Here is a 25,021-nt window from a genome sequence, read left to right as displayed (position 1 = left end):
TGTGCACAAGCCCTTGAAACTGTTCGTTTTTTGTTCATATCAGGGAAAGCCCCGGCCGGCCTGGCCGGGCGCCGGCTCTCCCCAGGTTATCCACAGGCCCGTCCCCGTTAAAACTGGATAACCCGCTTCACTCTTCGTCACTGCGCAGCATCAACTCCACCATCAACTCATCAGCCAGGGTTTCCAGGCCCGACTGCAAGGCTTCCAGCGGCAGGTCAAACGGCACCGCCAGGATCGCCTCGGCATGGAACAGCGGGTCGCCGCTCATGGGCGCGGGGCTCACGTCGGTCACCAGTTGCTCCAGATTGATGCCTTGTTCAGTCAACAGGCGGGTGATGTCCCGCACAATTCCCGGGCGATCATTGCCCACCAGTTCCATCGCGATGGGTTTCCAGCGTCCGGGCGCTTCGCCGCCGCCGGGAATCACCTGGATCTGAATCCCTTGGCTGGCGAGCGCTTGCAGTGCCTTGATCAACGCGTCATGGGCCTCGGCGGGCGCCTCGACCCGGACAATCCCGACAAACTGCCCGGCCAGGCCCGACATGCGGCTTTCCAGCCAGTTGCCGCCGTGCTCGGCGATACACAGGGCAATCTGCTCGACCTGGCCGGCCTTGTCGGGTGCGAATACTGTCAGTACGAGATGGTCCACGGGATAGCCCTCTTGTCGTTGGTCGCTCCAGTATAGGCAAGCGGGCCACACCCGTGGGCACTTGGGGGATTGATATAACTCGATCTTTCGAGCCGGGCTCTCAGTAATGGCTGATATACATCAAAACGTAGTTCAAGATGCATCGTTCGATGTCACGCAAGGGCAACTGTTTCGACAAGGCACTGATAGAAAGCTTTTGGGGGCGCTGAAGAACGAACTCATCCATCATCGCCAACGCCGCCACTCACGACTTGCTTACCCGGCCCTGGCTGAACTTACCCGGAAATACTGGAACCCAGCCAGGGCCGTTTGAAGCGCAACTGTCTGCTCTTGTCAGGGCTGTACAGCGTTAATACCTATCATGAAATCTTCAGCGGGGATATGAGGACCACCCCTGAGAATGACCAGCGTATCATCTGTTGTACTGGAGTCATCGACCGCCAAGAGGAATCTGCTCACGCTGCTTTCAATAGTTACAAAACGGCTTCCCGAGCGCCTAATTATCCAAATTTGATTATTTTCCCCATTCTTCTCGACAACGACGACATCTGTGCCTTTTGCAGTCATGTACGCGTTAAACGGAAAGCATTGAATCTCTCCCTCCCACACACCGACAGGCGACGACTCGGTAGTATTAAACGTCCACAATGCGAATAACAAATTATCCCTAGTGGTAATCCTAAGATCAGGATTACTAGCGCTATGATGAAAGAGAAAACTTCTTTCATTTAAAGCCGTGAATATTTTTCTTGGCTCAGCTGGAAGGCTTAACGCCCCAACCGAGCCATCCTCAAGCACCTGATCTGGCGTTGCAGGTTCAGGGGTATTGGTACTCTTTTTCATAAAGGCTCTCCTTTACTTACTGGTTCTTGCTGATTGAGGTAACAGCAATGAAAACAGCAATGGCGAAGAACCGAGGAAGCTTGCCAACAACCGGCTGACACACAATACCCAAGCCCTCAGTGTAGCTTGATGAGAAAAGGTACAAGCTCGACCAGGCCCTGTACGCGCAAGATACGGACAAGCGGATGACATCGGGTCTGCCCTTCGAAAGATCAGGCACGCTTCCACACCATCCCCAGCACACACCACGGCGCCGTACGGAAAAACAAATCGTGTACGATTTTCAGATTTATCTGGAACAATCCATGCTTTTCTTGAGAACATCAGCGACTGATGCGTGACCGGACAGAACCCACTGGTCGCGAAACGACGTATTTAGTCTAATTTTCACAACCGCAATGCATCATGTAGTATGCGCCGGCACGCACTACATAACGTTGGATGGACGTCTGCCCGAGTGTCTGTGAAACCACGGAAAGCCCCACCGGCTCAGGTCGGCCGGGCGAGCCCAGCCGCCCGCGAGGGCATGTTCTGGTACTGTGTTCAGAGAAGCACGCAAGGCTTTAAATAGAAGAGCTGAATAGCTGAGCAGAGTGAGGCAAGCAATGACTGAACACGTTCAAGTCGGTGGCCTTCAGGTCGCCAAAGTCCTGTTCGACTTCGTGAATAACGAAGCCATTCCCGGTACCGGTCTGACCGCCGACCAGTTCTGGGCCGGTGCCGACAAGGTCATCCATGACCTGGCCCCGAAGAACCAGGCCCTACTCGCCAAACGCGATGATTTCCAGGCCCGGATCGATGCCTGGCACCAGTCCCGGGCCGGCCAGGCCCATGACGCCGTGGCTTACAAAGCCTTCCTGCAAGACATTGGCTACCTGCTACCAGAAGCGGCGGATTTCCAGGCCACGACCCAGAATGTCGACGACGAGATCGCCCGCATGGCCGGCCCACAGTTGGTGGTGCCGGTGATGAACGCGCGTTTCGCCCTCAACGCCTCGAACGCCCGCTGGGGTTCGCTGTATGACGCGCTCTATGGCACCGATGCCATCAGCGAAGCGGACGGCGCGGAAAAAGGCAAAGGCTACAACAAGGTCCGTGGCGACAAGGTCATCGCCTTCGCCCGCGCCTTCCTCGACGAAGCCACGCCCCTGGCCGCCGGCTCCCATGTCGACGCCGTGGGCTACAAGATCGTCGACGGCAAGCTCGTGGTCGCCCTCAAGGGCGGCAGCAACAGCGGCCTGCGCAACGACGCCCAGTTGATCGGCTTCCAGGGCGATGCCGCGGCACCCACCGCGATCCTGCTGAAAAACCACGGCCTGCACTTCGAAATCCAGATCGACGCCAGCAGCCCCGTCGGCCAGACCGATGCCGCCGGAGTGAAGGACCTGCTGATGGAAGCGGCCCTGACCACCATCATGGACTGCGAAGACTCGGTCGCCGCCGTCGATGCCGATGACAAGGTGGTGATCTACCGCAACTGGCTCGGCCTGATGAAGGGCGACCTGGCGGAACAGGTCGCCAAGGGCGGCACCACCTTCACCCGGACCATGAACGCCGACCGCCGCTACACCGCCGTCGATGGCAGTGAGTTGAGCCTGCACGGTCGCTCGCTGCTGTTCGTGCGCAACGTCGGTCACCTGATGACCATCGATGCGATCCTCGACAGCCACGGCAACGAAGTGCCCGAAGGCATCCTCGACGGCCTGATCACCAGCCTCGCGGCGATCCATAGCCTCAACGGCAACAGCGTGCGCAAGAACAGCCGCACCGGCTCGGTCTACATCGTCAAGCCGAAGATGCACGGTCCGGAAGAAGCGGCGTTCACCAACGAGCTGTTCGGCCGTATCGAAGAGCTCCTGAACCTGCCGCGCAATACCCTGAAAGTCGGGATCATGGACGAAGAGCGACGCACCACCGTCAATCTGAAAGCCTGCATCAAGGCCGCCAGCGAGCGCGTGGTGTTTATCAACACCGGCTTCCTCGACCGCACCGGCGACGAGATCCACACCTCCATGGAAGCCGGCGCGATGGTGCGCAAGGCGGCCATGAAGACGGAAAAATGGATCGGCGCCTACGAGAACTGGAACGTCGATATCGGTTTGAGCACCGGCCTGCAAGGTCGCGCCCAGATCGGTAAAGGCATGTGGGCCATGCCCGACCTGATGGCGGCGATGCTCGAACAGAAAATCGCCCACCCACTGGCCGGCGCCAACACCGCCTGGGTCCCGTCGCCGACCGCGGCGGCGTTGCATGCGCTGCATTACCACAAGGTCGACGTGTTCGCCCGCCAGGCCGAACTGGCCAAACGCGCGCGGGCTTCGCTCGACGATATCCTGACCATCCCGTTGGCGAGCAATACCGACTGGTCGGCCGAGGAGATCCGCAGCGAGCTGGACAACAACGCCCAGGGCATCCTCGGCTACGTGGTGCGCTGGATCGACCAGGGTGTCGGTTGCTCGAAGGTGCCGGACATCCATGATGTCGGCCTGATGGAAGACCGCGCCACCCTGCGCATTTCCAGCCAGCACATCGCCAACTGGCTGCGCCATGGCGTGGTCACCCAGGACCAGGTCATGGAAAGCCTCAAGCGCATGGCCCCGGTGGTCGATCGGCAGAATGCCGGTGACGCGCTGTACCGCCCGCTGGCCCCGGACTTCGACAGCAACATCGCCTTCCAGGCGGCGGTCGAACTGGTGATCGAAGGGACCAAACAGCCCAACGGCTACACCGAGCCGGTACTGCACCGTCGGCGTCGTGAGTTCAAGGCCCGTAACGGCCTGTAATCCCGCGCTGATGGCGAAAAGAAAAAGCCCTGATCGGTAACGATCAGGGCTTTTTCATTCCGCTCGCCTCAAGACACCGCTCCCTGTAGGAGCGAGCTTGCTCGCGATGGGCGTCAACGATAACGCTGGGCATCTGATACCCCACGGTGCCTGGGCCACCATCGCGAGCAAGCTCGCTCCTACAGGGGCTAAGCCACCATCCCCAGCTCACGCTTGACCAGCTTCAGCAACTGCGTGGTATCGATGGGCTTGAGCAAGAAATCCACCACGCTCAAATGCATCGCATCAATAGCATCACGCACCTGGGCATTGCCGGAGACGATGATGATCGGCAGCGCCGCCCGCTCCGAGCCGCGCACCTTGCGAATCAGGTCCAAGCCATCATCGGCCATGCGCAAATCAGTGATCAGCAGACCGATGCCGCGGTTGGACTCCAGCAACGCAAAGGCCGCCGCGCCACTGGCGGCGGTCACGCAGTGGATATCGTGGAGGGCGAGAATTTCCGACAGCAACTCCCGGGCATCCTGGTCGTCATCGACAATCAGGACCCGCTGATACGACAATTGCGGTGCCTGCATCACCTGCAGAATGGCCTCGCGCTCGGCATCGCTTAAAATATCGTGGTCAGACATACGGCTCTCTGGTATCCCTTCGGCAATCCAATCCCCTAGCACAGTGCTCAGACATCGCTAAACGGATGCTCAATGTGCACTTCGTCGGAAAGTTTTCCAAGTCGATATTTGTTAAGAATCTGCTTCTTCAACTGTAGGCCATTTCTCAAACCTAGACTTACGTCCAATGGGCACCCGGGAAGCGGGGGCCGACCATGGGTAGAACGGCGATTCTTCGCGCCCATAACAACGGACAAAAATCGGTAGCGGTCATGAGCAAAGCGGATGCCTTCACCCAGGCCGGGAAGACCGCGGTGTTGCAAAACATCCACGGCACCTTGCAGTTCCTGCAGCGATTCCCACCCTTCAATCAGATGGAGAACGCCCATCTGGCCTATCTGGTTGAACAGTGTCAACTGCGTTTCTACAGCACGGGCGAGAGCATCATCAAGCCCGCCGACGGGCCGGTGGAGCACTTTTATATCGTCAAGCAGGGACGGGTGGTCGGCGAGCGCCCGCACACGGCCAAGGGCGGCAGCGAAACCGTCTTCGAAATCACCACCGGCGAGTGCTTCCCCCTCGCCGCGCTGCTCGGCGAGCGGGCCACCCGCACCGAACACCTGGCGGGTGAAGACACCTTCTGCCTGCAACTGAACAAACCGGCGTTCATCAAGCTGTTCTCGTCCTCCGAGACCTTTCGCAACTTTGCCCTGCGTTGCGTCAGCAGCCTGCTGGACCAGGTCAACCAGCAAGTCCAGCGCAAGGCCGTGGAAACCCTCGGCACCCAGTACTCGCTCAACAGCCGCCTCGGCGAGCTGGCGATGCGTCATCCGGTGACCTGCAGCCCGAGCACCCCGCTGCGCGAAGCGGTGACCCTGATGCACGAGCAGCAGGTCGGCAGCATCGTGGTGGTCAATGAGGCCAAGGCCCCACTCGGCATCTTCACCCTGCGCGACCTGCGCCAGGTGGTGGCCGACGGCGTCCATGACTTCAACCAGCCCATCGACCAACACATGACCCAGGCCCCCTTCGCCCTGACCCCGGACCACAGCGCCTTCGACGCCGCGATGGCCATGACCGAACGGCACATCGCCCATGTCTGCCTGGTGAAGGAGCAGCGCCTGTGCGGCGTGGTCTCCGAGCGCGACCTGTTTTCCCTGCAACGGGTCGACCTGGTGCACCTGGCGCGGACCATCCGCAGCGCGGCGCGCCTGGACAACCTGATCGCCATTCGCGGCGAGATCGGCCAGTTGGTGGAACGCATGCTGGCCCACGGTGCGTCATCGACCCAGATCACCCAGATCATCACCCTGCTCAACGACCACAGCGTCTGCCGGGTCATCGAACTGACCCTGGCCGAGAAAGGCGACCCGGGCGTGCCGTTCAGTTGGCTGTGCTTCGGCAGCGAAGGCCGCCGCGAGCAGACGCTGTACACCGACCAGGACAACGGCATCCTGTTCGAGGCCCGCGACGCCGCCCATGCCGCCGAGATTCGCGGCAAGCTGCTGCCCCTGGCGCAGCAGATCAACCAGAGCCTGGCGCTGTGCGGCTTCAGCCTGTGCAAAGGCAATATCATGGCCGGCAACCCTGAGCTGTGCCTGTCGCGGGCCGAATGGGCGCGGCGCTTCTCCGCCTTTATTCGCGAAGCCACGCCGGAGAACCTGCTGGCCTCGAGCATCTATTTCGATCTGCGGGTGGTCTGGGGCGAGGAACAGGCCTGCCAGCAACTGCGCCAGGGCATCCTCGCCCAGGTCGCCGACAACCGGCTGTTCCAACGCATGATGGCCGAAAACGCCCTGCGCCAGCGCCCACCGGTGGGGCGTTTGCGTGAGTTCGTGCTGAGCCGCAACGGCAGCGACAAGGCCACGCTCGATCTGAAAGTCCAGGGCCTGACCCCGTTCGTCGACGGTGCCCGCCTGCTGGCGCTGGCCAATGGCATCGAGGCCAGCAATACCCTCGAACGCCTGCGCCAGCTGGTAGCCAAGGAAGTGATCGAAGGCCTCGATGGCGCGGCTTATGAAGAGGCCTATCACTTCATCCAACAGACCCGCTTGCAGCAACATCAACTGCAGACCCGGCAGAATCTGCCGTATTCCAATCGGGTCGATCCGGAAAGCCTCAACCAGCTGGACCGACGCATCCTGCGTGAAGCCCTGCGCCAGGCCCAACGCCTGCAAAGCAGCCTGGCCCTGCGGTATCAGCTATGAAGCTGTTTTCCTGGCTGAGGGCCAACGAGCCGACACTGGATGCCGCGACACAGGCGCGGCTCAGGCAACTGCCCGCCGCCAAGCCCCTGGACGAGTGTTCGCTGCGGGAACAGCGCTGGGTTGTCCTCGACCTGGAAACCAGCGGCCTGAACCTGAACCGCGACCAGGTGCTGTCCATCGGCGCGGTGGTCATCGAAGACGGCGCCATCGACCTGGGGCAGTGCTTTGAACGGACCTTGTTGCGCCCCGGACAGAGCGTCAACCCCAGCGTGCTGATCCATGGTCTGGGGCCAAGTGCCCTGGCCGCCGGCAGCGATCCGGCGCAGGCGTTGCTGGACTTTATGGAGTTCGTCGGCGACAGCCCGTTGCTGGCGTTCCATGCGCCCTTTGACCAGCACATGCTCACCCGTGCGCTGAAAGACAGCCTCGGGTATCGCCTGCAACATCCATTTTTTGATGTCGCCGATATCGCACCGTTGTTATGCCCGCAAGCGACCTTGCGCGAAGCCGGGCTGGACGATTGGATCGACCATTTCAAGTTGCAGGTGGAGGAGCGGCATAACGCCAGCGCTGACGCCCTGGCCACCGCCGAACTGGCGCTGATCCTGTTCAGCCGGGCACGGCAACAGCAGATCGATAGCCCGTTGAAGCTGCAACAACGCCTGGGGCAGTGGAAACGTCGTCAGCAGAGTCCCTCCTTCTAAAATGGCACACAACCAACCGACCAGCAGCCATTGCGCCTTTTCCTGGGCCCTGACACAATCGCGAATAATTCTCGTTATTTTAAACTTCTTGTCGGTGATGTCCGTTGTCGTCAGTCCGAAGCCCCCACCATGCCCTTGTCGGCGCGTTGTATCGCGACCATCGCAGCTGGCTGTTGGCTTGGCTGCGCCGCAACATCGCTTGCCCGCAGCGGGCCGAAGACCTCAGCCAAGACACTTTTGTCCGCCTGCTGGGCCGCGACGAACTGAACACACCGCGACAACCCCGGGCCTTCCTCGTGGCCATCGCCAAAGGCCTGCTGTTCGACCACTTCCGCCGCGCCGCGCTGGAACAGGCCTACCTCAGTGAACTGATGCTGATCCCGGAGGGCGAGCAACCGTCCCCGGAAGAACAACACTTGATCCTCGAAGACCTGCGGGCCATCGACCACCTGCTCGGCAAGCTCTCGAGCAAGGCCCGCGCCGCGTTCCTCTACAGTCGCCTAGACGGCCTCGGCCATGCCGAGATCGCCGAAAAGCTCGGCGTTTCCGTGCCCCGCGTGCGCCAGTACCTGGCCCAGGGCATTCGCCAGTGCTATGTCGCACTGTACGGCGAGCCGACATGAATCAGTTCAGCGCCAAACCGGTTTCCGCCCGCGTCCTCGATGCCGCCATTGCCTGGCAGTTGTGCCTGGACTCGGGCGGTCGCAACACCGTGGAACAGGCCGAGTTCGAGAAATGGCACGCGGCCCATGAAGAACACGCCCGCGCCTGGTCGCAGTTGGGCATGCTCGACCAACGCTTCAGCGGTACCAGCGGCCCGGCCCGGGGCGCCCTGCTGAAATCCCGCGACGGCCTCCGTCAGCGGGTACGCAAGCTCGGCAGCGGCCTGGCCAGTGTGATACTGGCCTGCGGCCTGGCACTGTTCCTCGGCAATCGCTACCTGCCCATGGATTACTGGCTGGCCGACCAGCGCACCGCCACCGGCGAGCAACGCACCCTGCACCTGGCCGACGGTACGACGATCCAGCTCAACACCCACAGTGCCCTGGATCTGCGCTTCGATGAGAAGACCCGGCGCATCGTCCTGCGCGAGGGTGAAATCCTGATCGAGACCGGGCATAACGACACCCGGCCGTTTATCGTCGAAACCGATGAAGGGCGCATGCGCGCGCTGGGGACGCGTTTCCTGGTCAAGCGTGAAGACGACGGCACGCTGTTGAGTGTTCTGCAATCGGCGGTGGCGGCCCGCCCGCAGGCCGACGCCGATGAACAGGTCCTCCATGAAGGCCAGCAGGTGCTGATGCGTCGTGACAGCCTCGGTCCGTTGCAGGCCCTCAACCCCGGCGCCGATGCCTGGACCCGGGGCATGCTGGTGGTGGACAACGTGCGCTTGGCCGACATGCTCGAAGAGTTGGGCCGCTATCGGCGTGGCCATCTGGGTGTCGATCCGCACGTTGCCGACCTGCGGATCACCGGCAGTTTCCCGCTGCATGACACCGACCTGGCGCTGACCGCATTACTGCCGACCTTGCCGGTGCAGATCACGCGGCATACCCAGTGGTGGGTGACGTTACGGGCCAAGACCGATACCCAGCCCTGAGCCGAATCTGGCGGATTGAAACACTATCGACTGTGGGAGCGGAGCTTGCCCGCGAAGCTTTTGGCGGCCTCAAGGTCCTCTTCGCGGGCAAGCTCCGCTCCCACAGAGTCATCAGCTCGGGTATTGAGCGACCGCTTCCACAAAATCGACGTTCGCCCCTCGATGTGAATCTAAATTATTTTCAATCAACCCTATCACTTTCCGAATTTCGCTCGGCCCATAGGCATTGAGAAACATTTCCATTCAGGAACCCGCCCTATGTCCCGCCCGCTCGACACCTTGCTACGCCCCAGTCTCCTCGCCGTCGCCATCGCTCTTGGCACCCCGTTGCTCAGCCCGACGCTGATGGCGGCCGAACAGGCTTCCAGCGTTCATGCCTACAACCTGCCGGCCGGACCGCTGGGTTCGACCCTGAGCCAGATCGCCAGCCAGGCGGGCCTGGCCCTGAGCATCGACCCGGCGCTGGCCTCGGGCAAAACCTCGGCACCGGTCAAAGGCCAGTTCGACGCCATCACCGCCCTGCACAAAGCTCTTGGCGGTACCGGTCTGCAATTGATCCAAAGCAGCGCCGGGACCTACACCCTGATCGCGATCCCGAGCGGCGTAGTGGCCTTGCCGGAAACCAATATCACCGGCCAGGGCGTTGCTGAAAACGCCTGGGGCCCGGTCGAAGGCTATACCGCCACCCGCACCGCCGCCGGCACCAAGACCGATACGCCGATTGTCGAGGCACCGCGCTCGATTTCGGTCATTACCCGCGAACAGATGGAAGACCGCGGCGTCCAGAACCTCGACGACGCCCTGCGCTACACCCCCGGCGTGATCGCCAGCAGCTACGGCAGCGACTCGCGCGCCGACTGGTTGCGGATCCGTGGCTTCGAACCCACCCAGTTCCTCGATGGCCTGCCTCTGCCCAAAGGCTCCTACGCCAACCCGAAACTCGAAACCTGGGACCTGGAACGTATTGCCGTCCTGCGTGGCCCGGCCTCTTCGGTCTATGGTCAAACCCCGCCAGGCGGCATGCTCGACATGGTCAGCCGTCGCCCCGAGGCCGAGAGCAGCCACGAAGTCCGTGCCGAAACAGGCAGTAATAACCGCAAACAGATCAGTTTCGACAGCACCGGCAAAATCGACGACGACGGCCGCTTTCTCTATCGCATCGACGGTGTCATCCGTGACGGCAACACGCCCATCGACGATGTCAGCGACAAGCGCTACAACATCGCACCCAGCCTGACCTGGAATGTCGACGACGATACGCACCTGACCTTCCTGTCCGCATTCACCCGCGACGATACCGGTATCAGCGGCCAGTTCCTGCCCCTGCAAGGCACCAAGCTGCCTTCGGCGGCCGGGCCGATTTCACACAGCAAAAACCTCGGCGATCCGGATTCGGACTACTACGACCGCACTTACTACGCCCTGGGTTACGCCTTCGATCACCGTTTCAACGATGTCTGGCAGTTCAAACAGAACCTGCGCTACACCAAGAGCGAGCTGAATTTCCGTCAGGCCTACGCCTCCTTTGGCAATGTCGTCGCTCCGGACGGCACGCTGACCCGTCTGGTCGACAAGGTCGATGAAAACATCAGCCAGATCGCCGTGGACAACCACTTCCAGGCCGACTTCCAGACCGGCGCCCTCAGCCACACCGTCCTGCTGGGCCTGGACCATCAGCGCACCGATACCCGCTACAAATGGCAGGAAGGCAACGCGCCTGACAGCAACGTGAACAACCCGATCTACGGGCAGAACTTCTCCAATATCGCTTACAACACCTTCTACAACTACAACCAGAAGACCAACCAGACCGGCCTGTATGCCCAGGACCAGATCGCGTTGGACAAGTGGCGCCTGACCCTCGGTGGCCGTGAGGACTGGATTCACACCGGCACCACCTTCTTCAACAATAACAACGCCACCCACACCCAGCGCGACAGCGCCTTCAGCGGCAACGCCGGCCTGAGCTATGTGTTCGACTCCGGGATCACCCCTTACATTTCCTACACCGAGTCGTTCCAGCCATCCGCGGGCGCCAACGCCAGCGCAACCCAGTCCTTCAAACCGACTCAAGGCCATCAGTACGAAGCCGGTGTGAAGTACCAACCGCCAGGCAGCAAGACCCTGCTCACGGCGGCCGTCTTCGACCTTCGCCAGAAAAACGTCTCGGTCAGCGACCGTGGCATCACCAGCCAGATCGGCGAAACCAAGGTCCGTGGCCTGGAGCTGGAAGCCACGTCCGACGTGACCAAGAACCTCAAGCTGATCGCGGCCTACACCTACACCGACTCGGAAATCCTCAAGGGCGACGACCAGGGCAACCGCCTGCAACTGGTACCGCGTAACCAGGCTTCCCTCTGGAGCGACTACACCTGGCGCACCGGTTTCCTCGATGGCTTTGGTGTCGGCGGTGGCGTGCGTTATGTCGGCGATACCTTCGGCAACACGGCCAACACTCCCAATGGTCACGTCAGCTCCTACACCGTCTATGACGCTGCGGTGCATTACGACCTGGGTCGCCTGAGCAGTTCCCTGGCCGGTGCGTCGGTGGAAGTCAACGCGAAGAACCTGTTCAACAAGGACTACCTCTCTACCTGCGACGGCACCTGGTGCTACTACGGAGACCAGCGCAGCGTGGTCGCCGCCGTCAACTACAAGTGGTAACCCGCTAGCCGCATCGCGTCGAAACAAGGGTCACGGTCCGCCGTGGCCCTTTTGCATTTGGAAAAGCCATGAAAAGCCAAACCATCCGCCGCTGGTCCTTTGTCCACACCTGGGCCAGCCTGATCTGCACGCTGTTCCTGCTGATGCTGGCACTGACCGGCTTGCCGTTGATCTTCCACCACGAGATCGACCACCTGCTGGGCGACGCCGCCGCGCTGCCAACGCTGCCCGCCGACACCCCGCGCCTGGACCTGCAGCAACTGGTCCGCGCCGCCGAGGCCCATCGTCCGGGCGAGGTCATGCAGTATTTCGGCTGGGACGAGGACGAGCCCGACGGCGTGACCACCATCATGGCGAAAACCGCCGGCACCGAACCCAACGCCTCCCACACCTTCATGCTCGACGCCCGCAACGGCCAGGCCGTGGAACTGCCCTCGGCCAACGGCGGCCTGATGATGGTCATGCTGCGCCTGCACGTGGATATGTTCGCCGGGCTCCCCGGCAAACTGCTGCTGGCCTTTATGGGCGTGCTGTTCGTGCTGGCGATCATCTCCGGCGTGGCGCTCTACCTGCCGTTCATGCGCCGGAAGACGTTCGCCAGCGTGCGCCGCGATAAATCCACCCGCCTGCGCTGGCTCGACCTGCACAACCTGATCGGCATCGTGACCCTGACCTGGTGCCTGGTGGTAGGCATCACCGGGGTGATCAGCGCCTGCGCCGACCTGCTGATCGCCGCCTGGCGCGCCGACACCCTCGGCGCCATGGTCGCGCCGTACCGCGACGCCCCACCGCTGACCGAACTCGCCCCGGCCACGCGCCTGCTGGAGATCGCCGCCGAGGCCGCCCCCGACATGCGCCCGGACTTTATCGCCTTCCCCGGCACGCGCTTTTCCAGCGAACACCACTACGCCGTCTTTATGAAAGGCAGCACCCACCTCACCTCGCACCTGCTGACCCCGGTGCTGATCGACGCCGCCACCCTGCAAGTCACCGCCGTGGGCCAACGCCCTTGGTACATGGACGCCATGGGCATGTCGCAACCGCTGCATTTCGGTGACTACGGCGGCATGCCGATGAAGGTGCTCTGGGCGGTGCTGGATGGCTTGACCATTATCGTGCTCGGCAGCGGCGTGTACCTGTGGTGGGTACGCCGACGGACTAGCCTGAAAACCGAGGGTGCACGATGAAACCGCGTGCTTCGATTTTCTGGAAGGTCTTCGGCATTCCCGTGTTGATTGCCCTCCTCAGCGCGGCCGGCCTGTTCGCCGCGCTGTTGGGCGACGGCGCCTGGGATGCGCTGAGCTGGGTGGGGCTGGGGATTCCGGTGGCTATTTCCCTGCGCGGGTTGTTGGGCCGTCGCCATGGATAACCGCCGGAGAGGCTTTCAAGACAGAGCGCCACGTGACCTGCCTGTAAAGCTTTCAGTGGTCTCACGGGCCCTATCGCGAGCAAGCTCGGCTCCTACAGGGACCGTGCTCGGTCTTGTCTGACTAGCCAACAGGCGGGCCAACTCCGCGCCCCATTGCTGATCCTCGCGTAACCCCAGCGACCTACTCATGGGCAGCTCCCCTATCAAAGTTCAGCGCCTCGGCAGGCTTGCCCTGGCCAATCCCGTACCAGTCGAGTTTGCGGGTCAGCACCATAAACACTCCGAGCAGACAGAACAGCAGCAGCGAGCCCATCAGCAACGCATAGTCCTCGGCGCTCAGCAGCCCATAGAGCAAACCATACAACGCGGCCAGGCCGATGCCGAAACCCAGGCCATGGGTCAGGCTGCGCAAGACATGGCAGACATAGAAGCCGATCAACGCCACACAGGCCCCAGCCGACAACAGATAAGCCAGGCCAAACCCAAGGTGCTCCGACAACGACAGCAACAGCAGATAGAAGAAAGCCAACGCCACGCCGACCAGGGCGTACTGGACCGGATGCACCGCCAGGCGCTTGAGCACTTCGAAGAGGAAGAAGCCGGCAAAGGTCAGGGCGATAAACAGCAGCGCATATTTGATCGCCCGGTCGGACTTGAGGTACTGGTCCACCGGTTCGATAAAACTCACCCCAAAGCTGCGGGCCTTGAAGCCATCGCAGTCGCTGGTCGCCAGGCAGTTGTTCAAGGCTTCACGCAGATTGGTGGAGAAGAACGAGGTCTGCCACTGGGCGCTGAACCCCTGGTCGGTGACTTCCCGTTTGACCGGCAGGTAGTTGCCGATAAAGCTCGGGTGCGGCCAATCGGCACTCAGATGGATGCTGCTGGTCTTGCCCACCGGCAGCACCTGCAACTGACCGGTGCCTTGTAGCACCAGGTCGAAGGAAAAATCGAGGCGCTGCTCTTCGCGGCCATCGACCCGCGGCAAGTTCACATGCACACCGTCACCCAGCCAACTGACCTGGGTCCCGGGCCGAAACTCCAGGTTCTGGCTGCCCACCTGCAAGGTCAGGGCGTTTTCGATGCCACGGATATCGCTGATGCCCACCGCCAGGTACGGCTCGTCGAAGCGGTAATCGGCAAAGTCCTCGGTGATACCCAATTGCAACGGCAGCACGAAGTTACCGCTGATCTGGTTATTGGCATGAAACAGCCGCGCCTCGTAAATGCCCCGCGAGCGCAGTTCGGTCTGAACCTTGCCATCGAGCTCAAAACGCTCCGGCAAGAAGTACAGGCGCCCGCTGACTTCGCTGCTTTGCTGGTAGCGCTCGCCCTTGGCATCGGTCTTCCATTCGCGAACGGTCTGGCGATACGGCACCACCAACAGCGGACCATTCAATTGCTGGCTGTAGCTGGAACTGCGGGCGATATCTTCCAGGACACCGTCGCGCAAGCGCTGACGTTCGCTGATCACCCCGTCGATCATCATCAACGGGACCAGCAACAACAGCATCAGTAGGGCAATCGCCCCGAGTTTTATAGCCAGACCGCGGTTCATGGGTTCTCTCCCTGTTGGTATGGGGGAGAGTCTGCGCAGCCTGTGTGGGGGCTTGATGGGACGAATGTGGAGACTGTGTGGAGATGCGGTGTTTATCCGGGAAAGCTCAGGCTGACCTCGACCCCGCCGGGCACATTGCCGATGCGCAGTTCGCCGCCGTGCAGCTTCATCACTTCCTCGACAAAGTTCAGCCCCAGCCCGGTGCTTTTGCGGCCGCTACCTGGCCGTGGAAGGGAGTAGAAGCGTTCGCTCAGTCTCGGCAGCGCATACTCGGGAATCGCCTCGGCCTGGTTGAACAGCGTCAAGCACAGCTGCCGGCCCTGGCGTTCGGCCTTGAAGTGCACAAGCCCTTCCGGCGGCGTAAAGTCCAGGGCATTGTCCAACAGATTGCCGATGGCCTGACGCAGCAGGAAGGGTTCGCCGAATACCTTCAGGTCCGGTGCAATCGACTGCTGCACCTGCAAGCGTCCGCGTTCGATCCGCGCGGCCTGGGCCTGCAAGACTTCATCTACCAGGCTCCCCAAGGGGATCTCGACCTGCTCCTCCAATACCTGACGCTGCTCCACCAGTGCCAGGTTCAGCAACCGCTCGATCAACCGCTGCATCCGCGCGCTTTCGCTGTCGATATTGCCGACAAAACGCTCGCGCTGGGCTTCCGGCATCTCGCCCTGCAACAGCTCCGCCGCCCCGCGAATCGCCGCCAACGGGCTTTTCAGTTCGTGGGTCAGGGTGTGCACGTAGCGCTCGACATAGGCCTTGCCCTCCAACTGCGTGCGCATATGCTCCACGGCATTGGCCAACTGCGCCATCTCGCCGCCGCGATAGCGTGGCAGCTCGGCCTTTTGACCTTCACTGACCGCCTGGGCGTAAGCGGTCAGGCGCCGCAACGCCGCGCTCAGCCACCAGGACAACAGCGCGCCGAACAACAGGCCCAGGCCGATCAGCCCGGCGCCGTACATCAGCAGGCGGTGCTCGGTGCGATCCACATAAGGCTGCAACGAACTATTGGGCTTGGCCACCGTGACCACGCCAATGATCTGGCCATTGTCGGTGATCGGCGCGCCGACGTGCATCACCGAGGAGTTCGGGTCACCGTCCACCGTGCGGGTCGAGCGGGCGCCGTACTCGCCGCGCAGGGTCAGGTAGACATCGTTCCAGTTCGAATAGTCCTGTCCCACCGCTTGCTCGGCGGAATCGAGCAACACGATGCCACGGGCGTCGGTCACGTAGATCCGGTGGTTGACCTGATTCTTCTCCAGGCCCCAGATGGTCGCCGCCGGCTTGCGCTGGCCATAGGCCTTGAGTGCCTGCGGCAGGCGACTCTGGCTGAGGGTGCCGTTCTTCACATCGTCATGGAGAATTTCCGCCAGCAGGTTGGCGGTGTCCACCAGGGTTTCTTCGGTGGACTGACGCACGCCGGGGCGGATTTCCTTCATCACCGTGTTCAGCACGAAATAGCCGGTCAGGCCGACGAAAAGGAAATACACCAGGAAAATCCGGATCCCCAACGGCATCAGCTGTTCCCCGGACTGTAGCTGTAGCCCAGGCCGCGATGGGTCTGGATCGGTTCGGCATCGCCAGCCACCGCACGCAGCTTGGCTCGCAGGCTCTTGATATGGCTGTCGATGTTACGCTCGTAGCCGGCGTCCGCCGCCACGCCCAGCGCATCGAGCAACTGCTCGCGGCTGAAGACCCGTTCGGGTTGCTCCAGCAGGCTGGCGAGCAGGCGGAATTCGTGACGGGTCAGGTTCAAGGGCTGGCCGCGATAGCTGATCTGTACCCGTTCGTGATCGACCAGGAAGCGTTCACTGGAAACCGCCGACAACGCCGGGGGCACCACACGCTTGAGGATCGCCCGCACCCGCGCCGCGACTTCCCGTGGGCTGAAGGGCTTGACCACATAATCGTCGGCGCCGATTTCCAGGCCCACCACGCGGTCGATCTCGCCATCACGGGCGCTGAGAAACATCACCGGCACTTCGGTAAAGCGCCGCAGCTGCTTGCACACCTCGAAACCGCTGATATCCGGCAGGCCGATATCGAGGATCAGCAGGTCGGCCGGCGTCGTGCGCTGGTGCTCGACCGCCGCGCCCCCCAGGTTCAGCCAGGTGGTGGTGAACCCTTCACCCTGCAGGGCATAGATCAGGGTATCGGCAATCGCCGCTTCGTCTTCGACAATCAGGATATGGGGCATGGCGTCCGAGCACTGGTGTTGATCGCGCAACGGTGCCGGACCCGTGCCGCCCCGTCAATCAGCAGTGGGGTTGGTCAGCGGTATAACGCCGCGCCGGGTTCACCGCCGCGCCGAATTCGCGCAGGGCCTTGGCGCCGATCAACAGCGGATAGTTGAAGCCGCTGCGGTTGGTCAGGTTGACCTCCACGCTACGCTTGACGTTACCCAGGCACATATCCAGTTCCACCACCGGGCGCTTGCTCGCGTCGCTGGCTTCGCCGTCTTCGTCTTCCTCGGTACGGGTCTTGATCTTGCTGATGCGCGCGACCTTGTGCTCGTAGACCTTGCCGTCGGCATCGGCCGTGCCCAGGCGGAAACGTACCCAGTCCTCGCCGTCACGCTTGAACAGTTCGATATCCTTGGCCGATAGCGAGGCGGTCAACGCACCGGTGTCCATCTTGGCCTTGAAGGTCTGGCCGATTTCCGGCAGCTGGATATATTCGTAGCGCCCGTAGAGGGTCGGTTCGGCCGCCATGACCGGCAGGGCCAGGAGGGACAACAGGGCAAGAATGGATTTCACTTCGGCTGTACCTTTGGGTGGACGCACAAGGGGCGCCATTTTAGACCGCTGTTCGCGCGTTGGTTCATGAACAAATCTGACAGACCACTATCAACCTATCCGACATCCCGTGAAACATTTGTCGCCCGGGCGATTTGGCGTCTGCCCGCGCCCGCCTTTATCATGGCGCGCCCTCACGTTTTGAAAGAGTCCCTGTATGCGCCGCCTGCTCACCGGCAGTTTCGTCACGTTCCTGCTTTTGCTCAACACGCTGGTACTGTTCGGCCCGCTGATGCTCTTCGCCCTGCTCAAGCTGCTGCTGCCCGGTCGTTTTCGCGACTATGCCAGCGCGGCGGTGATGTGGATCGCCGAAACCTGGGCCGAGATCGACAAGCTGATCTTCGCCCTGTGCATCCCCACCCGCTGGGATATTCGCGGTGCCGAAGGCCTGCGCCGCGACACCTCGTACCTGGTGGTCTGCAACCATCAGTCCTGGGTCGATATCCCGGCGCTGATCCAGACCCTCAACCGACACACGCCGTTCTTCAAGTTCTTCCTCAAGAAAGAACTGATCTGGGTACCGTTCCTGGGCCTGGCCTGGTGGGCGCTGGACTATCCGTTCATGAAGCGCTACTCCAAGGCCTTTCTCGACAAGCACCCGGAACTCAAGGGCCATGACCTGGAAATCACCCAGGCCGCCTGCGAGCTGTTCAAGCGCCAGCCGGTGACCGTGGTCAACTACCTCGAAGGCACCCGCTTCAGCCCGGCCAAACGCCAGGAGCAGGACTCGCCCTTTACCCATCTGCTCAAGCCCAAGGCCGGCGGCGTGGCCTTCGTGCTGGCGGCCATGGGCGAACAACTGGACGCGATCCTCGATGTCACCGTGGTTTATCCACAAGAGCGGATTCCGGGGTTCTGGGATTTGATCAGCGGCAACCTGCCCAAGGTCATCATCGACTTCCAGACCCGCGAATTGACCGCCGATCTGTGGCAAGGCGACTACGAGAACGACCCGCTGTTTCGCCAGCAGATCCAGGACTGGGTCAACCAGCTCTGGAGTGAAAAGGACCAACGTATCGCAGCCTTGCGCAGCGAGAGCGCGTCGACAAATCGGCCCGGTTGACCACCACCTGTGGGAGATTCTATGGTTGCGGGGAAGCCCTTAAGCAACTTTAGATTGGTACTCGCTCTGGTTTTTTAACAGGGCGAACACCACCCGCGCCAATTTACGGGCAAGGATGACCAACGCCTGAGTCGTGCTGAAGCCACGGGCCCTTAGCTCTTCGTAGAGCGGTTTCCAGGTCGCTGTACGGCTGGCAGACATGGCGGCGTTATGCAGCAGTCGACGAGCCTCTGAGTCACCCCGTTTGGTCAGGCTGCGACGTCCGTCCTTTTGCCCCGATTTGGACACCCTCAGGTCCATCCCAAGAAAGGCGATAAATGCATCGCCGCCCCTGAACTCACCACGCTGAAAAGTAGCCAGCAACCGGGCAGCCGTTAAAAAACCAATACCTTCAACCTTCATGCAACGTTTCAGTTGACCCATCAAGCCAGCTTTTTCCAGCAGGTCCTTGATCATTTTTTCGACGAGCGCTTCTAGTCTTTGCATCGAGCGGACCTGAGCGGCGAATGAGGTTTTCAGACGCGGCTCATTGGCCCAGCTTTGAACCAGGCTGGTACGGGCCTGGACCAATGCAGCACGCCGACGGAACAGGCTCAACAACTGGCGATAAAGAGGGGACGGTGGCGTCCATGGATGTAACTCCTCGGCCTCATTTTTCAGGTACCGAGCTAATAGGCGGGCATCGAGGGCATCGGTCTTGGCGCGTACATTCACGCCTTTTCGATAGTGGCTCAGTTCATAGCCACCGATCATGTAAATGTCACACCCGGCTTCATAGGCCAAATCGGCAAAAAGCACGTGATAGATGTTCGTGGCTTCAATGGCGATGGTGACAGTTCCAGGCAACGCCTTTAGCCACTTCTTGATGGCCGCCTTGGTGTTGGCAATGGTCTCCAGCAGATCGCGTTCAGCGTGGTAGATCACCAGCTCATTCTTGGCGACATCTACGCCCACTATCGGTTTTGAGACGGGAACCAGCATTGCCATTAAGCATCCTCCGGGATAAGGTTTGCGTACTTGAAGGGGTCACCCAGAGGCGCAGGCTTGTTCCTATCGTCGGTCTAGCCTGAAGCATTCTTTATCGGCGCTTGGGTGAAAGGAGGAGGGGTGAAATCTCCCACGGTCTGTACTGCGCGAACAGTCAGAATCCGGCTTTGTCCCTCCTCCTCCCTTCAAGTCCTACCATACAAGCCGGCTTGCCGGCGATGAGGCCCTTGAGCCTTGCGGCGCCTGTTCGGACGTTATCGCCGGCAAGCCGGCTCCCACAAATCCGCGTTCCAGCGCAAAAATACCGTTGCGCCCGTACAGAAAAAAGCACCGAACAGCCTGAACCGTTCGATGCTCTTTTATTCGAGCCCGAGGCTGAATCAGCTACCGGCGCCCCAGATACTACCCAGGCTCTTGAGCAACGGACCACCGACACCCTGCTGCCCCAGGTATTGCAGGATCACCGGAGCAAACTGGCCGACCATGCCGCTGTCCATGCCCAGGGCACCGAAGGCCTTGTTCAGGTCACTGGTGTTCTGCACATTGCCCAGTGCGCTGCCCACCGACGCCGAGTTACCCGACTGGCCGAGCAAACCGCCCAGGCCGGACAGGACACCGCCGCCCGAGAGCTGGTCGAGCCCCGGCACGCTCTTGCTCAACTGCGAATAGTCGTTGCCGCTGAGTTTGTTCTTGGCCAGGCCGAGCATCGCACCGGTCCCCCCCACCGCCTGTTCCGGGGTGACGTGCAACTGCGACCCCAGGGTACTGAGCAGACCACTGGCCGGTGCCGCCGCATTGCCATTTTGCCCGCCTTGCATGGACGAAACCGCATTGGCCGCATCGTTCAGGCTGAACGCCGCAAACACCGGGGTAGCGGCGAATGCCAGGAGCGAAGCCAGTACAACACCGCGTGGAATCTTCATTGCAACACCTCGAAAGTCATCATGACCACCCGCCAGCAGGGACAGGCGCCGAACACTTGCCGTTGGAGTCAAAAAAACCGGACTTGTTCCGCACGCGCCGAATCCTCCTACCGTCCCCATAAAAAATTCAGCGGTCCCTGCATCCGATCCCCGCCCCCTTGCGTATATCAAGCACGGACAGAACTTCCTGGCCGACTTCATACCGACAAGGATTCCCCATCATGAAATGCACTTCGATCAAAGCGCCCCTGATTGCCAGCTTGTTGACCCTCGCGTTGTCCGCTGGCCTGGCCCAGGCGGCGAGCATGAGCATGGACCACGACAGTGTGATGGTCGGCGGACAAAGCATGCTGCCGAGCAAGGACATCGTCGACAACGCGGTCAATTCCGCCGACCACACCACCCTCGTCGCCGCCGTGAAGGCCGCCGGACTGGTGCCGACCCTCAAGGGCCAGGGCCCGTTCACCGTCTTCGCCCCGGTCAACTCCGCCTTCGCCGCCCTGCCCGCCGGCACCGTCGACACCCTGCTCAAGCCGGAAAACAAAGGCACCCTGACCCATATCCTCACCTACCACGTGGTGGCCGGGAAACTCGACATGGCCGAACTGAGCAAGCGCATCAAGGCCGGCGGCGGCAAGACCGAGCTGACCACCGTGGCCGGGGGCAAGTTGTGGGCAATGATGAACGGCCCGCACAACATCGTGATCAAGGATGAGAAAGGCACCACCGCCGACATCACCACCTACGACGTGATGCAATCCAACGGCGTGATCCAGGTGATCGACAAGGTGCTGCTGCCCAAAAGCTGAGCCCGGCCAAGCCACCGCTCTACTGTAGGAGCCGGCTTGCTGGCGATGGAAGTCAACGATAACGCGGGGCGCCTGAAACACCACGGCGCCCGTGGGTCCATCGCCAGCAAGCCGGCTCCTACAGAGACCGCGTTGAGCCATGTTACGGGTCCATGGCCAAGCTATCCGCGAGGCCGGCCAGCCCGCGAGGAACCCCCATGAATGGAACAACCGCGTGCCGTGAACTACCCTCAGGCGGCAACGAGCGCACAGCGCGGCCCATACATCGTCTTTTGATTGTCTGGAGAACACCCATTTCCACCGCCGACGCCGATCAACTCAGGCAGCTGTTGGCCCAGTGCTCACTGGGCAACCGCCGCGCATTCGAGACGCTGTATCGTAGCGTCGCCCCACGCCTGCACGGTGTAGCCCTGCGTTGCCTGGGCCGCGCCGACCTGGCCGAGGAAGTCCTCCAGGAAAGTTTCGTGCGCATCTGGAACAACGCTTCGCGCTACGAGGCACACCTTTCGGCGCCGATGACCTGGATGGTCAATATCACCCGCAACCTGGCCATCGACCAGTTGCGCCGGCTTCGCGAGGTGCCCCTGGTCGATGGCCAGGAAGACAGCCTGGCCGACGACAGCCCCTCGGCCCACGAACTGCTCGACAGCGCCCGCGAGGCCAGTGCCCTGAACCGCTGCCTGGAGACCCTGGAAGGCATGCAACGCCAGTCGATCACCCTGGCTTACTTCCACGGTTTGTCCTACGCGGAACTGGCCGAACAACTGCCGGCGCCGCTGGGCTCGGTCAAATCCTGGATACGTCGCGGCATGGAACGCCTGCGCAGGTGCCTTGAATCATGAACTACCAGAACCCCCGCCTGCGCCGCGCCCTCGCCGCCGACTACGCCATCGGTGTGATGTCCAAGGCTGCGCGTCGGCGTTTCGAAGCACTGATGCGCGACGACGCCAAACTGCGGGCCCAGGTCGCCGAGTGGCAGGAAAACCTGATGGCCCTGACCGAATCGGTGGCCGAACAGCCGGTGCCGGATCGGGTGTGGCAAGGTGTTGTCGCAAGGATCGATCCGCAACGGCTGCACCTGCCTGAGAAACGGCCGTTCTGGAGTCGGTTGCGCATCCTCGCGGCGGCCTGTTCGCTGGTGCTGGTGGCGGCCCTGGGCGTGTTCTATAACCATGACCCGGTGAGCGCCAGCGCAACCCTGCTCAGCGGCACGCAAACCCCGGCATTGCGGGTCAAGGCCCATGCCGACTACCTGCAAGTGGAACCGCTGAGCCTGGCGGCGGTGACCGCCGACCGCAGCCTGGAACTGTGGGCGATTCCGGTGGGCGGCAAGCCGGTGTCCCTGGGACTGGTGCCCAAGGAGGGCAAGGGACGGGTCGAGTTGAGCGAAGCGCATAAGGCGTTGCTCAGCACCTCGGTGGTGCTGGCGGTCAGCCTTGAGCCGACGGGCGGGTCACCGACCGGGCAACCGACCGGACCGGTGTTGTACCAGGGGCCGTTGGCGGCGCTCTGAACCCAAAAGCCGCGAGGTCCTTGCAGGATCGGCGGCGTTTCAGACCGACTACTCCGGAAGATATTCAATAGCCGCCTGTACCAGCGGCCGCGCCCATTGTGGTGTGCCCTGCAAGGCAACGGCATCTTCCGGATCCGGGAAAGTGATCTGTCCAGCCACCATCTCCAGAATCAGCACAGGGTCTGGAATATCCTCACCCGGTAAGACGTCGGCGCTGTTATCGAACACCTGCAAGTGCGCCAACAGCGGCATCAGACTGACCAGATTCGCTCGAGAGGATACCCAACGCTCGCGAATTTTCTTTTCCGCAATATCGTGACCACCGACGGAAACGCGAAAACGTACCCGTTGCAGGTGCTGCTCCGCGGACGACAATCCGCAAAACAGCATCACCACGTCATGAGTGCGAGCGGCCTGAGCCAGCAAGCGCGCAATCGTGTTACCACCCAGCGTGGTTTCGAACGCGTAGTTACGCCCCTGGAGCAGTGCGGTTTCCAACAGGGAGCGGCCGTGCTCCCAAGCCAGGGCATTGGCCTGAGCAGGATCAATGCCCTGCGAGCCGACCAACTCACGTGCAAAACTATCCGGGTTGAACCAATCCAGCCCGTGTTCAGCCAGGAGCGCACCACCCACGGAGCTTTTACCTGCACCGTTGACACCAGCCAAGACGAAAATATAAGGACGTTCGCTGGGTAATACTTCACTCATCAGTAGGAAGATCCTGCCTTGGGACGCTTGCCCAGCTTGCCTTTGGCCGCCAGCAGTGAACGCACGCCAGTGACAGATTCAGGCTGTTGCAGAACCTCCAGGCGGGCATCGAAACGTTGGGTCAACTCCTCCAGGGCCGATTGCTCCCGGGCCTTGTAGGCTTGTACTTCGGCGATCAGCTGCTGATAGGTCTCGGCGGCCAGCAGCACCATTTCCACAGTCGAGTGGTTGGTCACCGCCACAGTGCCGGACTGATGGACCAGACGGACAACGTCGGCCCACTTGTTCTTCACCTGGGAGGCATTCTGGCGGGGCAGATCAAGGAGGTCAGGCAAGGCAATCATGGCATGTGCTCGCAAGCTGAGATGGCCAGCTCACTATAGCAACGCCGAAGCAATCTGGCTATTTTTGCCATATTCAGCTTTTTCAAGGTTTGTTTCGGCTAGAAGATAGCCGATCCTTAGATCCACCCATCAGAATGACCCGTAACAATTCCCCGCCTTGCGTCCTCAGAAGCCTGCGGCTTATAGTCCGCCGGTCGCCCTGATTGGCGATACGGGTTTGGCGACTCGGTTTTTAGACTGTGCGAAAGCTCTGTGCTTGTTTGCAGGCGCGTTCGCACCCGCAAAGCTGCTTCTATATGGCAGCTGTGCGCGGGAGACCTTCGGGTCTGCCGGCTTGGTCTATTCCGGTTCGCCAACCTGCGTACAGCTGCCACCCGTTTCGTTTGGCGACGAATCGGGCGGTTTCTAACCAATAGACTGAGGTTTTACCCATGACGAAATACATACCCCTCACCGCCATCGACTGCCTGATTCCCAGCCTGTTGATCGACGCCGAAAGCCCGACCGACGTGCTCCACGCCAACGCCGCCGCCCGCTTCCTCGCGGCGACACAGATGCTCGAAGCCCTGTCCCACATCGAACTGCACAACGCCAATGACATCGACTTCCAACATATCCTCCAGGTCCCGCGATGGTCATGCGCGATGGCTGCGACCTGATGGATGTACTGGGCTGGCGGCTACGGGCCTGATCGCAGAATATGCAACGAAACAAAACTGTAGGAGCAGGGCTTGTCGGATCGCCGCACCGCCGCGAAGAGGCCCTTGAGATCGCTAAAAGCTTCGCGGGCAAGCCCTGCTCCTACAGAAACGATGTGCTGCCAACGACCGTGTACCACCGGGATATCGGCCAAAAAGCCCGTCTGTTCCAACTGAATTTCACCCACTAAAAAGGGCG

Annotated in this window: 23 protein-coding genes and 2 pseudogenes; 14 read left to right on the top strand and 11 right to left on the bottom strand. The window is 61.4% G+C overall.

Annotated features, from left to right (window positions below; all coding sequences use genetic code 11):
* Nucleotides 1-127: 127 nt before the first annotated feature.
* Nucleotides 128-649 carry an ACT domain-containing protein gene (locus tag M5C01_RS23280; RefSeq protein ID WP_177103850.1) on the bottom strand — a complete coding sequence of 174 codons (522 nt, stop codon included), beginning with the start codon at nucleotides 647-649 and terminating at the stop codon, nucleotides 128-130.
* A gap of 146 nt (nucleotides 650-795) precedes the next feature.
* On the opposite strand from M5C01_RS23280, the pseudogene M5C01_RS23275 reads away from it, so the two are divergent.
* A pseudogene (locus tag M5C01_RS23275) lies at nucleotides 796-962 on the top strand (IS3 family transposase); the annotation flags it as partial.
* A 20-nt stretch (nucleotides 963-982) separates the two neighbouring features.
* Here M5C01_RS23275 and M5C01_RS23270 read toward each other — a convergent pair.
* Nucleotides 983-1,492 carry an RICIN domain-containing protein gene (locus M5C01_RS23270; RefSeq protein ID WP_152741081.1) on the bottom strand — a complete coding sequence of 170 codons (510 nt, stop codon included), beginning with the start codon at nucleotides 1,490-1,492 and terminating at the stop codon, nucleotides 983-985.
* A gap of 605 nt (nucleotides 1,493-2,097) precedes the next feature.
* Between M5C01_RS23270 and M5C01_RS23265 the strand changes: the two genes are divergently transcribed.
* Nucleotides 2,098-4,275: a malate synthase G gene (locus M5C01_RS23265; protein WP_152741082.1), complete on the top strand. Its 2,178-nt coding sequence runs from the start codon at nucleotides 2,098-2,100 to the stop codon at nucleotides 4,273-4,275.
* Between the two features lie 188 nt (nucleotides 4,276-4,463).
* On the opposite strand, the gene M5C01_RS23260 is transcribed toward M5C01_RS23265, so the two are convergent.
* Nucleotides 4,464-4,907, bottom strand: a complete 444-nt coding sequence (locus M5C01_RS23260; RefSeq protein WP_103497087.1) for a response regulator — start codon at nucleotides 4,905-4,907, stop codon at nucleotides 4,464-4,466.
* 251 nt (nucleotides 4,908-5,158) lie between these two features.
* Between M5C01_RS23260 and M5C01_RS23255 the strand changes: the two genes are divergently transcribed.
* The 7 genes from M5C01_RS23255 to M5C01_RS23225 all read left to right on the top strand — a co-directional run bounded on the left by M5C01_RS23255 (nucleotide 5,159) and on the right by M5C01_RS23225 (nucleotide 13,430).
* A complete protein-coding gene (locus M5C01_RS23255) occupies nucleotides 5,159-7,093 on the top strand; it encodes a putative nucleotidyltransferase substrate binding domain-containing protein (RefSeq protein WP_152741083.1) in 1,935 nt (644 codons plus the stop codon).
* Nucleotides 7,090-7,797 carry a 3'-5' exonuclease gene (locus M5C01_RS23250; protein ID WP_103497089.1) on the top strand — a complete coding sequence of 236 codons (708 nt, stop codon included), beginning with the start codon at nucleotides 7,090-7,092 and terminating at the stop codon, nucleotides 7,795-7,797. The genes M5C01_RS23255 and M5C01_RS23250 overlap by 4 nt, the downstream gene beginning before the upstream one ends.
* A 104-nt stretch (nucleotides 7,798-7,901) precedes the next feature.
* A complete protein-coding gene (locus M5C01_RS23245) occupies nucleotides 7,902-8,420 on the top strand; it encodes an RNA polymerase sigma factor (RefSeq protein WP_152741084.1) in 519 nt (172 codons plus the stop codon).
* Entirely contained in the window at nucleotides 8,417-9,397 is a 981-nt protein-coding gene (locus M5C01_RS23240; RefSeq protein WP_152741085.1) for a FecR family protein, read from the top strand. The genes M5C01_RS23245 and M5C01_RS23240 overlap by 4 nt, the downstream gene beginning before the upstream one ends.
* Before the next feature lie 258 nt (nucleotides 9,398-9,655).
* Entirely contained in the window at nucleotides 9,656-12,061 is a 2,406-nt protein-coding gene (locus M5C01_RS23235; protein ID WP_152741086.1) for a TonB-dependent siderophore receptor, read from the top strand.
* Nucleotides 12,062-12,129: 68 nt separating this feature from the next.
* Nucleotides 12,130-13,248 (top strand): PepSY-associated TM helix domain-containing protein, encoded by a 1,119-nt coding sequence (locus tag M5C01_RS23230; protein ID WP_152741087.1) that lies wholly within the window; start codon nucleotides 12,130-12,132, stop codon nucleotides 13,246-13,248.
* Nucleotides 13,245-13,430: a hypothetical protein gene (locus M5C01_RS23225; protein ID WP_152741088.1), complete on the top strand. Its 186-nt coding sequence runs from the start codon at nucleotides 13,245-13,247 to the stop codon at nucleotides 13,428-13,430. The genes M5C01_RS23230 and M5C01_RS23225 overlap by 4 nt, the downstream gene beginning before the upstream one ends.
* Nucleotides 13,431-13,611: 181 nt before the next feature.
* Here M5C01_RS23225 and creD read toward each other — a convergent pair whose 3' ends face one another.
* The 4 genes from creD to M5C01_RS23205 form a co-directional block, all read right to left on the bottom strand.
* The gene (gene creD / locus M5C01_RS23220; protein ID WP_152741089.1) at nucleotides 13,612-14,985 is read right to left on the bottom strand and encodes a cell envelope integrity protein CreD; all 1,374 of its coding nucleotides are present in this window, start codon (nucleotides 14,983-14,985) and stop codon (nucleotides 13,612-13,614) included.
* Nucleotides 14,986-15,077: 92 nt separating this feature from the next.
* Nucleotides 15,078-16,499 carry a two-component system sensor histidine kinase CreC gene (creC, locus tag M5C01_RS23215; protein ID WP_152741090.1) on the bottom strand — a complete coding sequence of 474 codons (1,422 nt, stop codon included), beginning with the start codon at nucleotides 16,497-16,499 and terminating at the stop codon, nucleotides 15,078-15,080.
* Entirely contained in the window at nucleotides 16,499-17,179 is a 681-nt protein-coding gene (gene creB / locus M5C01_RS23210) for a two-component system response regulator CreB (RefSeq protein WP_103499639.1), read from the bottom strand. The genes creC and creB overlap by 1 nt, the downstream gene beginning before the upstream one ends.
* 58 nt (nucleotides 17,180-17,237) lie before the next feature.
* Nucleotides 17,238-17,738, bottom strand: coding sequence for an ATP-dependent zinc protease (locus M5C01_RS23205; protein WP_178129956.1), 501 nt, complete (start codon nucleotides 17,736-17,738; stop codon nucleotides 17,238-17,240).
* A gap of 196 nt (nucleotides 17,739-17,934) precedes the next feature.
* Between M5C01_RS23205 and M5C01_RS23200 the strand changes: the two genes are divergently transcribed.
* Nucleotides 17,935-18,840, top strand: coding sequence for an acyltransferase (locus M5C01_RS23200; RefSeq protein WP_152741092.1), 906 nt, complete (start codon nucleotides 17,935-17,937; stop codon nucleotides 18,838-18,840).
* Between the two features lie 39 nt (nucleotides 18,841-18,879).
* On the opposite strand, the gene M5C01_RS23195 is transcribed toward M5C01_RS23200, so the two are convergent.
* Both M5C01_RS23195 and M5C01_RS23190 read right to left on the bottom strand, forming a co-directional pair.
* Entirely contained in the window at nucleotides 18,880-19,827 is a 948-nt protein-coding gene (locus M5C01_RS23195) for a transposase (protein ID WP_152741093.1), read from the bottom strand.
* Between the two features lie 380 nt (nucleotides 19,828-20,207).
* Nucleotides 20,208-20,750, bottom strand: coding sequence for a DUF2780 domain-containing protein (locus M5C01_RS23190; protein WP_152741094.1), 543 nt, complete (start codon nucleotides 20,748-20,750; stop codon nucleotides 20,208-20,210).
* A 221-nt stretch (nucleotides 20,751-20,971) separates the two neighbouring features.
* Here M5C01_RS23190 and M5C01_RS23185 point away from each other — a divergent pair, with 221 nt between their 5' ends.
* The 3 genes from M5C01_RS23185 (at nucleotide 20,972) to M5C01_RS23175 (ending at nucleotide 23,072) form a co-directional block, all read left to right on the top strand.
* Nucleotides 20,972-21,559, top strand: a complete 588-nt coding sequence (locus M5C01_RS23185; RefSeq protein ID WP_152741095.1) for a fasciclin domain-containing protein — start codon at nucleotides 20,972-20,974, stop codon at nucleotides 21,557-21,559.
* A gap of 197 nt (nucleotides 21,560-21,756) precedes the next feature.
* Complete coding sequence (locus M5C01_RS23180) at nucleotides 21,757-22,401, top strand: sigma-70 family RNA polymerase sigma factor (protein WP_152741096.1); 645 nt, start codon at nucleotides 21,757-21,759, stop codon at nucleotides 22,399-22,401.
* Nucleotides 22,398-23,072 carry an anti-sigma factor gene (locus M5C01_RS23175; protein WP_152741097.1) on the top strand — a complete coding sequence of 225 codons (675 nt, stop codon included), beginning with the start codon at nucleotides 22,398-22,400 and terminating at the stop codon, nucleotides 23,070-23,072. The genes M5C01_RS23180 and M5C01_RS23175 overlap by 4 nt, the downstream gene beginning before the upstream one ends.
* A 48-nt stretch (nucleotides 23,073-23,120) precedes the next feature.
* Here M5C01_RS23175 and M5C01_RS23170 read toward each other — a convergent pair whose 3' ends face one another.
* Both M5C01_RS23170 and M5C01_RS23165 read right to left on the bottom strand, forming a co-directional pair.
* Complete coding sequence (locus M5C01_RS23170; protein WP_152741098.1) at nucleotides 23,121-23,780, bottom strand: AAA family ATPase; 660 nt, start codon at nucleotides 23,778-23,780, stop codon at nucleotides 23,121-23,123.
* Nucleotides 23,780-24,124: a type II toxin-antitoxin system Phd/YefM family antitoxin gene (locus tag M5C01_RS23165; RefSeq protein WP_103499646.1), complete on the bottom strand. Its 345-nt coding sequence runs from the start codon at nucleotides 24,122-24,124 to the stop codon at nucleotides 23,780-23,782. Before M5C01_RS23165 ends, M5C01_RS23170 begins: the two co-directional genes overlap by 1 nt.
* A gap of 431 nt (nucleotides 24,125-24,555) precedes the next feature.
* Between M5C01_RS23165 and M5C01_RS23160 the strand changes: the two are divergent.
* A pseudogene (locus M5C01_RS23160) lies at nucleotides 24,556-24,815 on the top strand (short-chain dehydrogenase).
* Nucleotides 24,816-25,021: the final 206 nt, after the last annotated feature.

This window comes from Pseudomonas sp. MWU12-2319 (assembly GCF_023242525.1).
Taxonomy (GTDB): domain Bacteria; phylum Pseudomonadota; class Gammaproteobacteria; order Pseudomonadales; family Pseudomonadaceae; genus Aquipseudomonas; species Aquipseudomonas gingeri_D.
The sequence above is the reverse complement of the archived record's forward strand: the minus strand, read 5'-3'. Positions and strand labels throughout refer to the sequence as shown.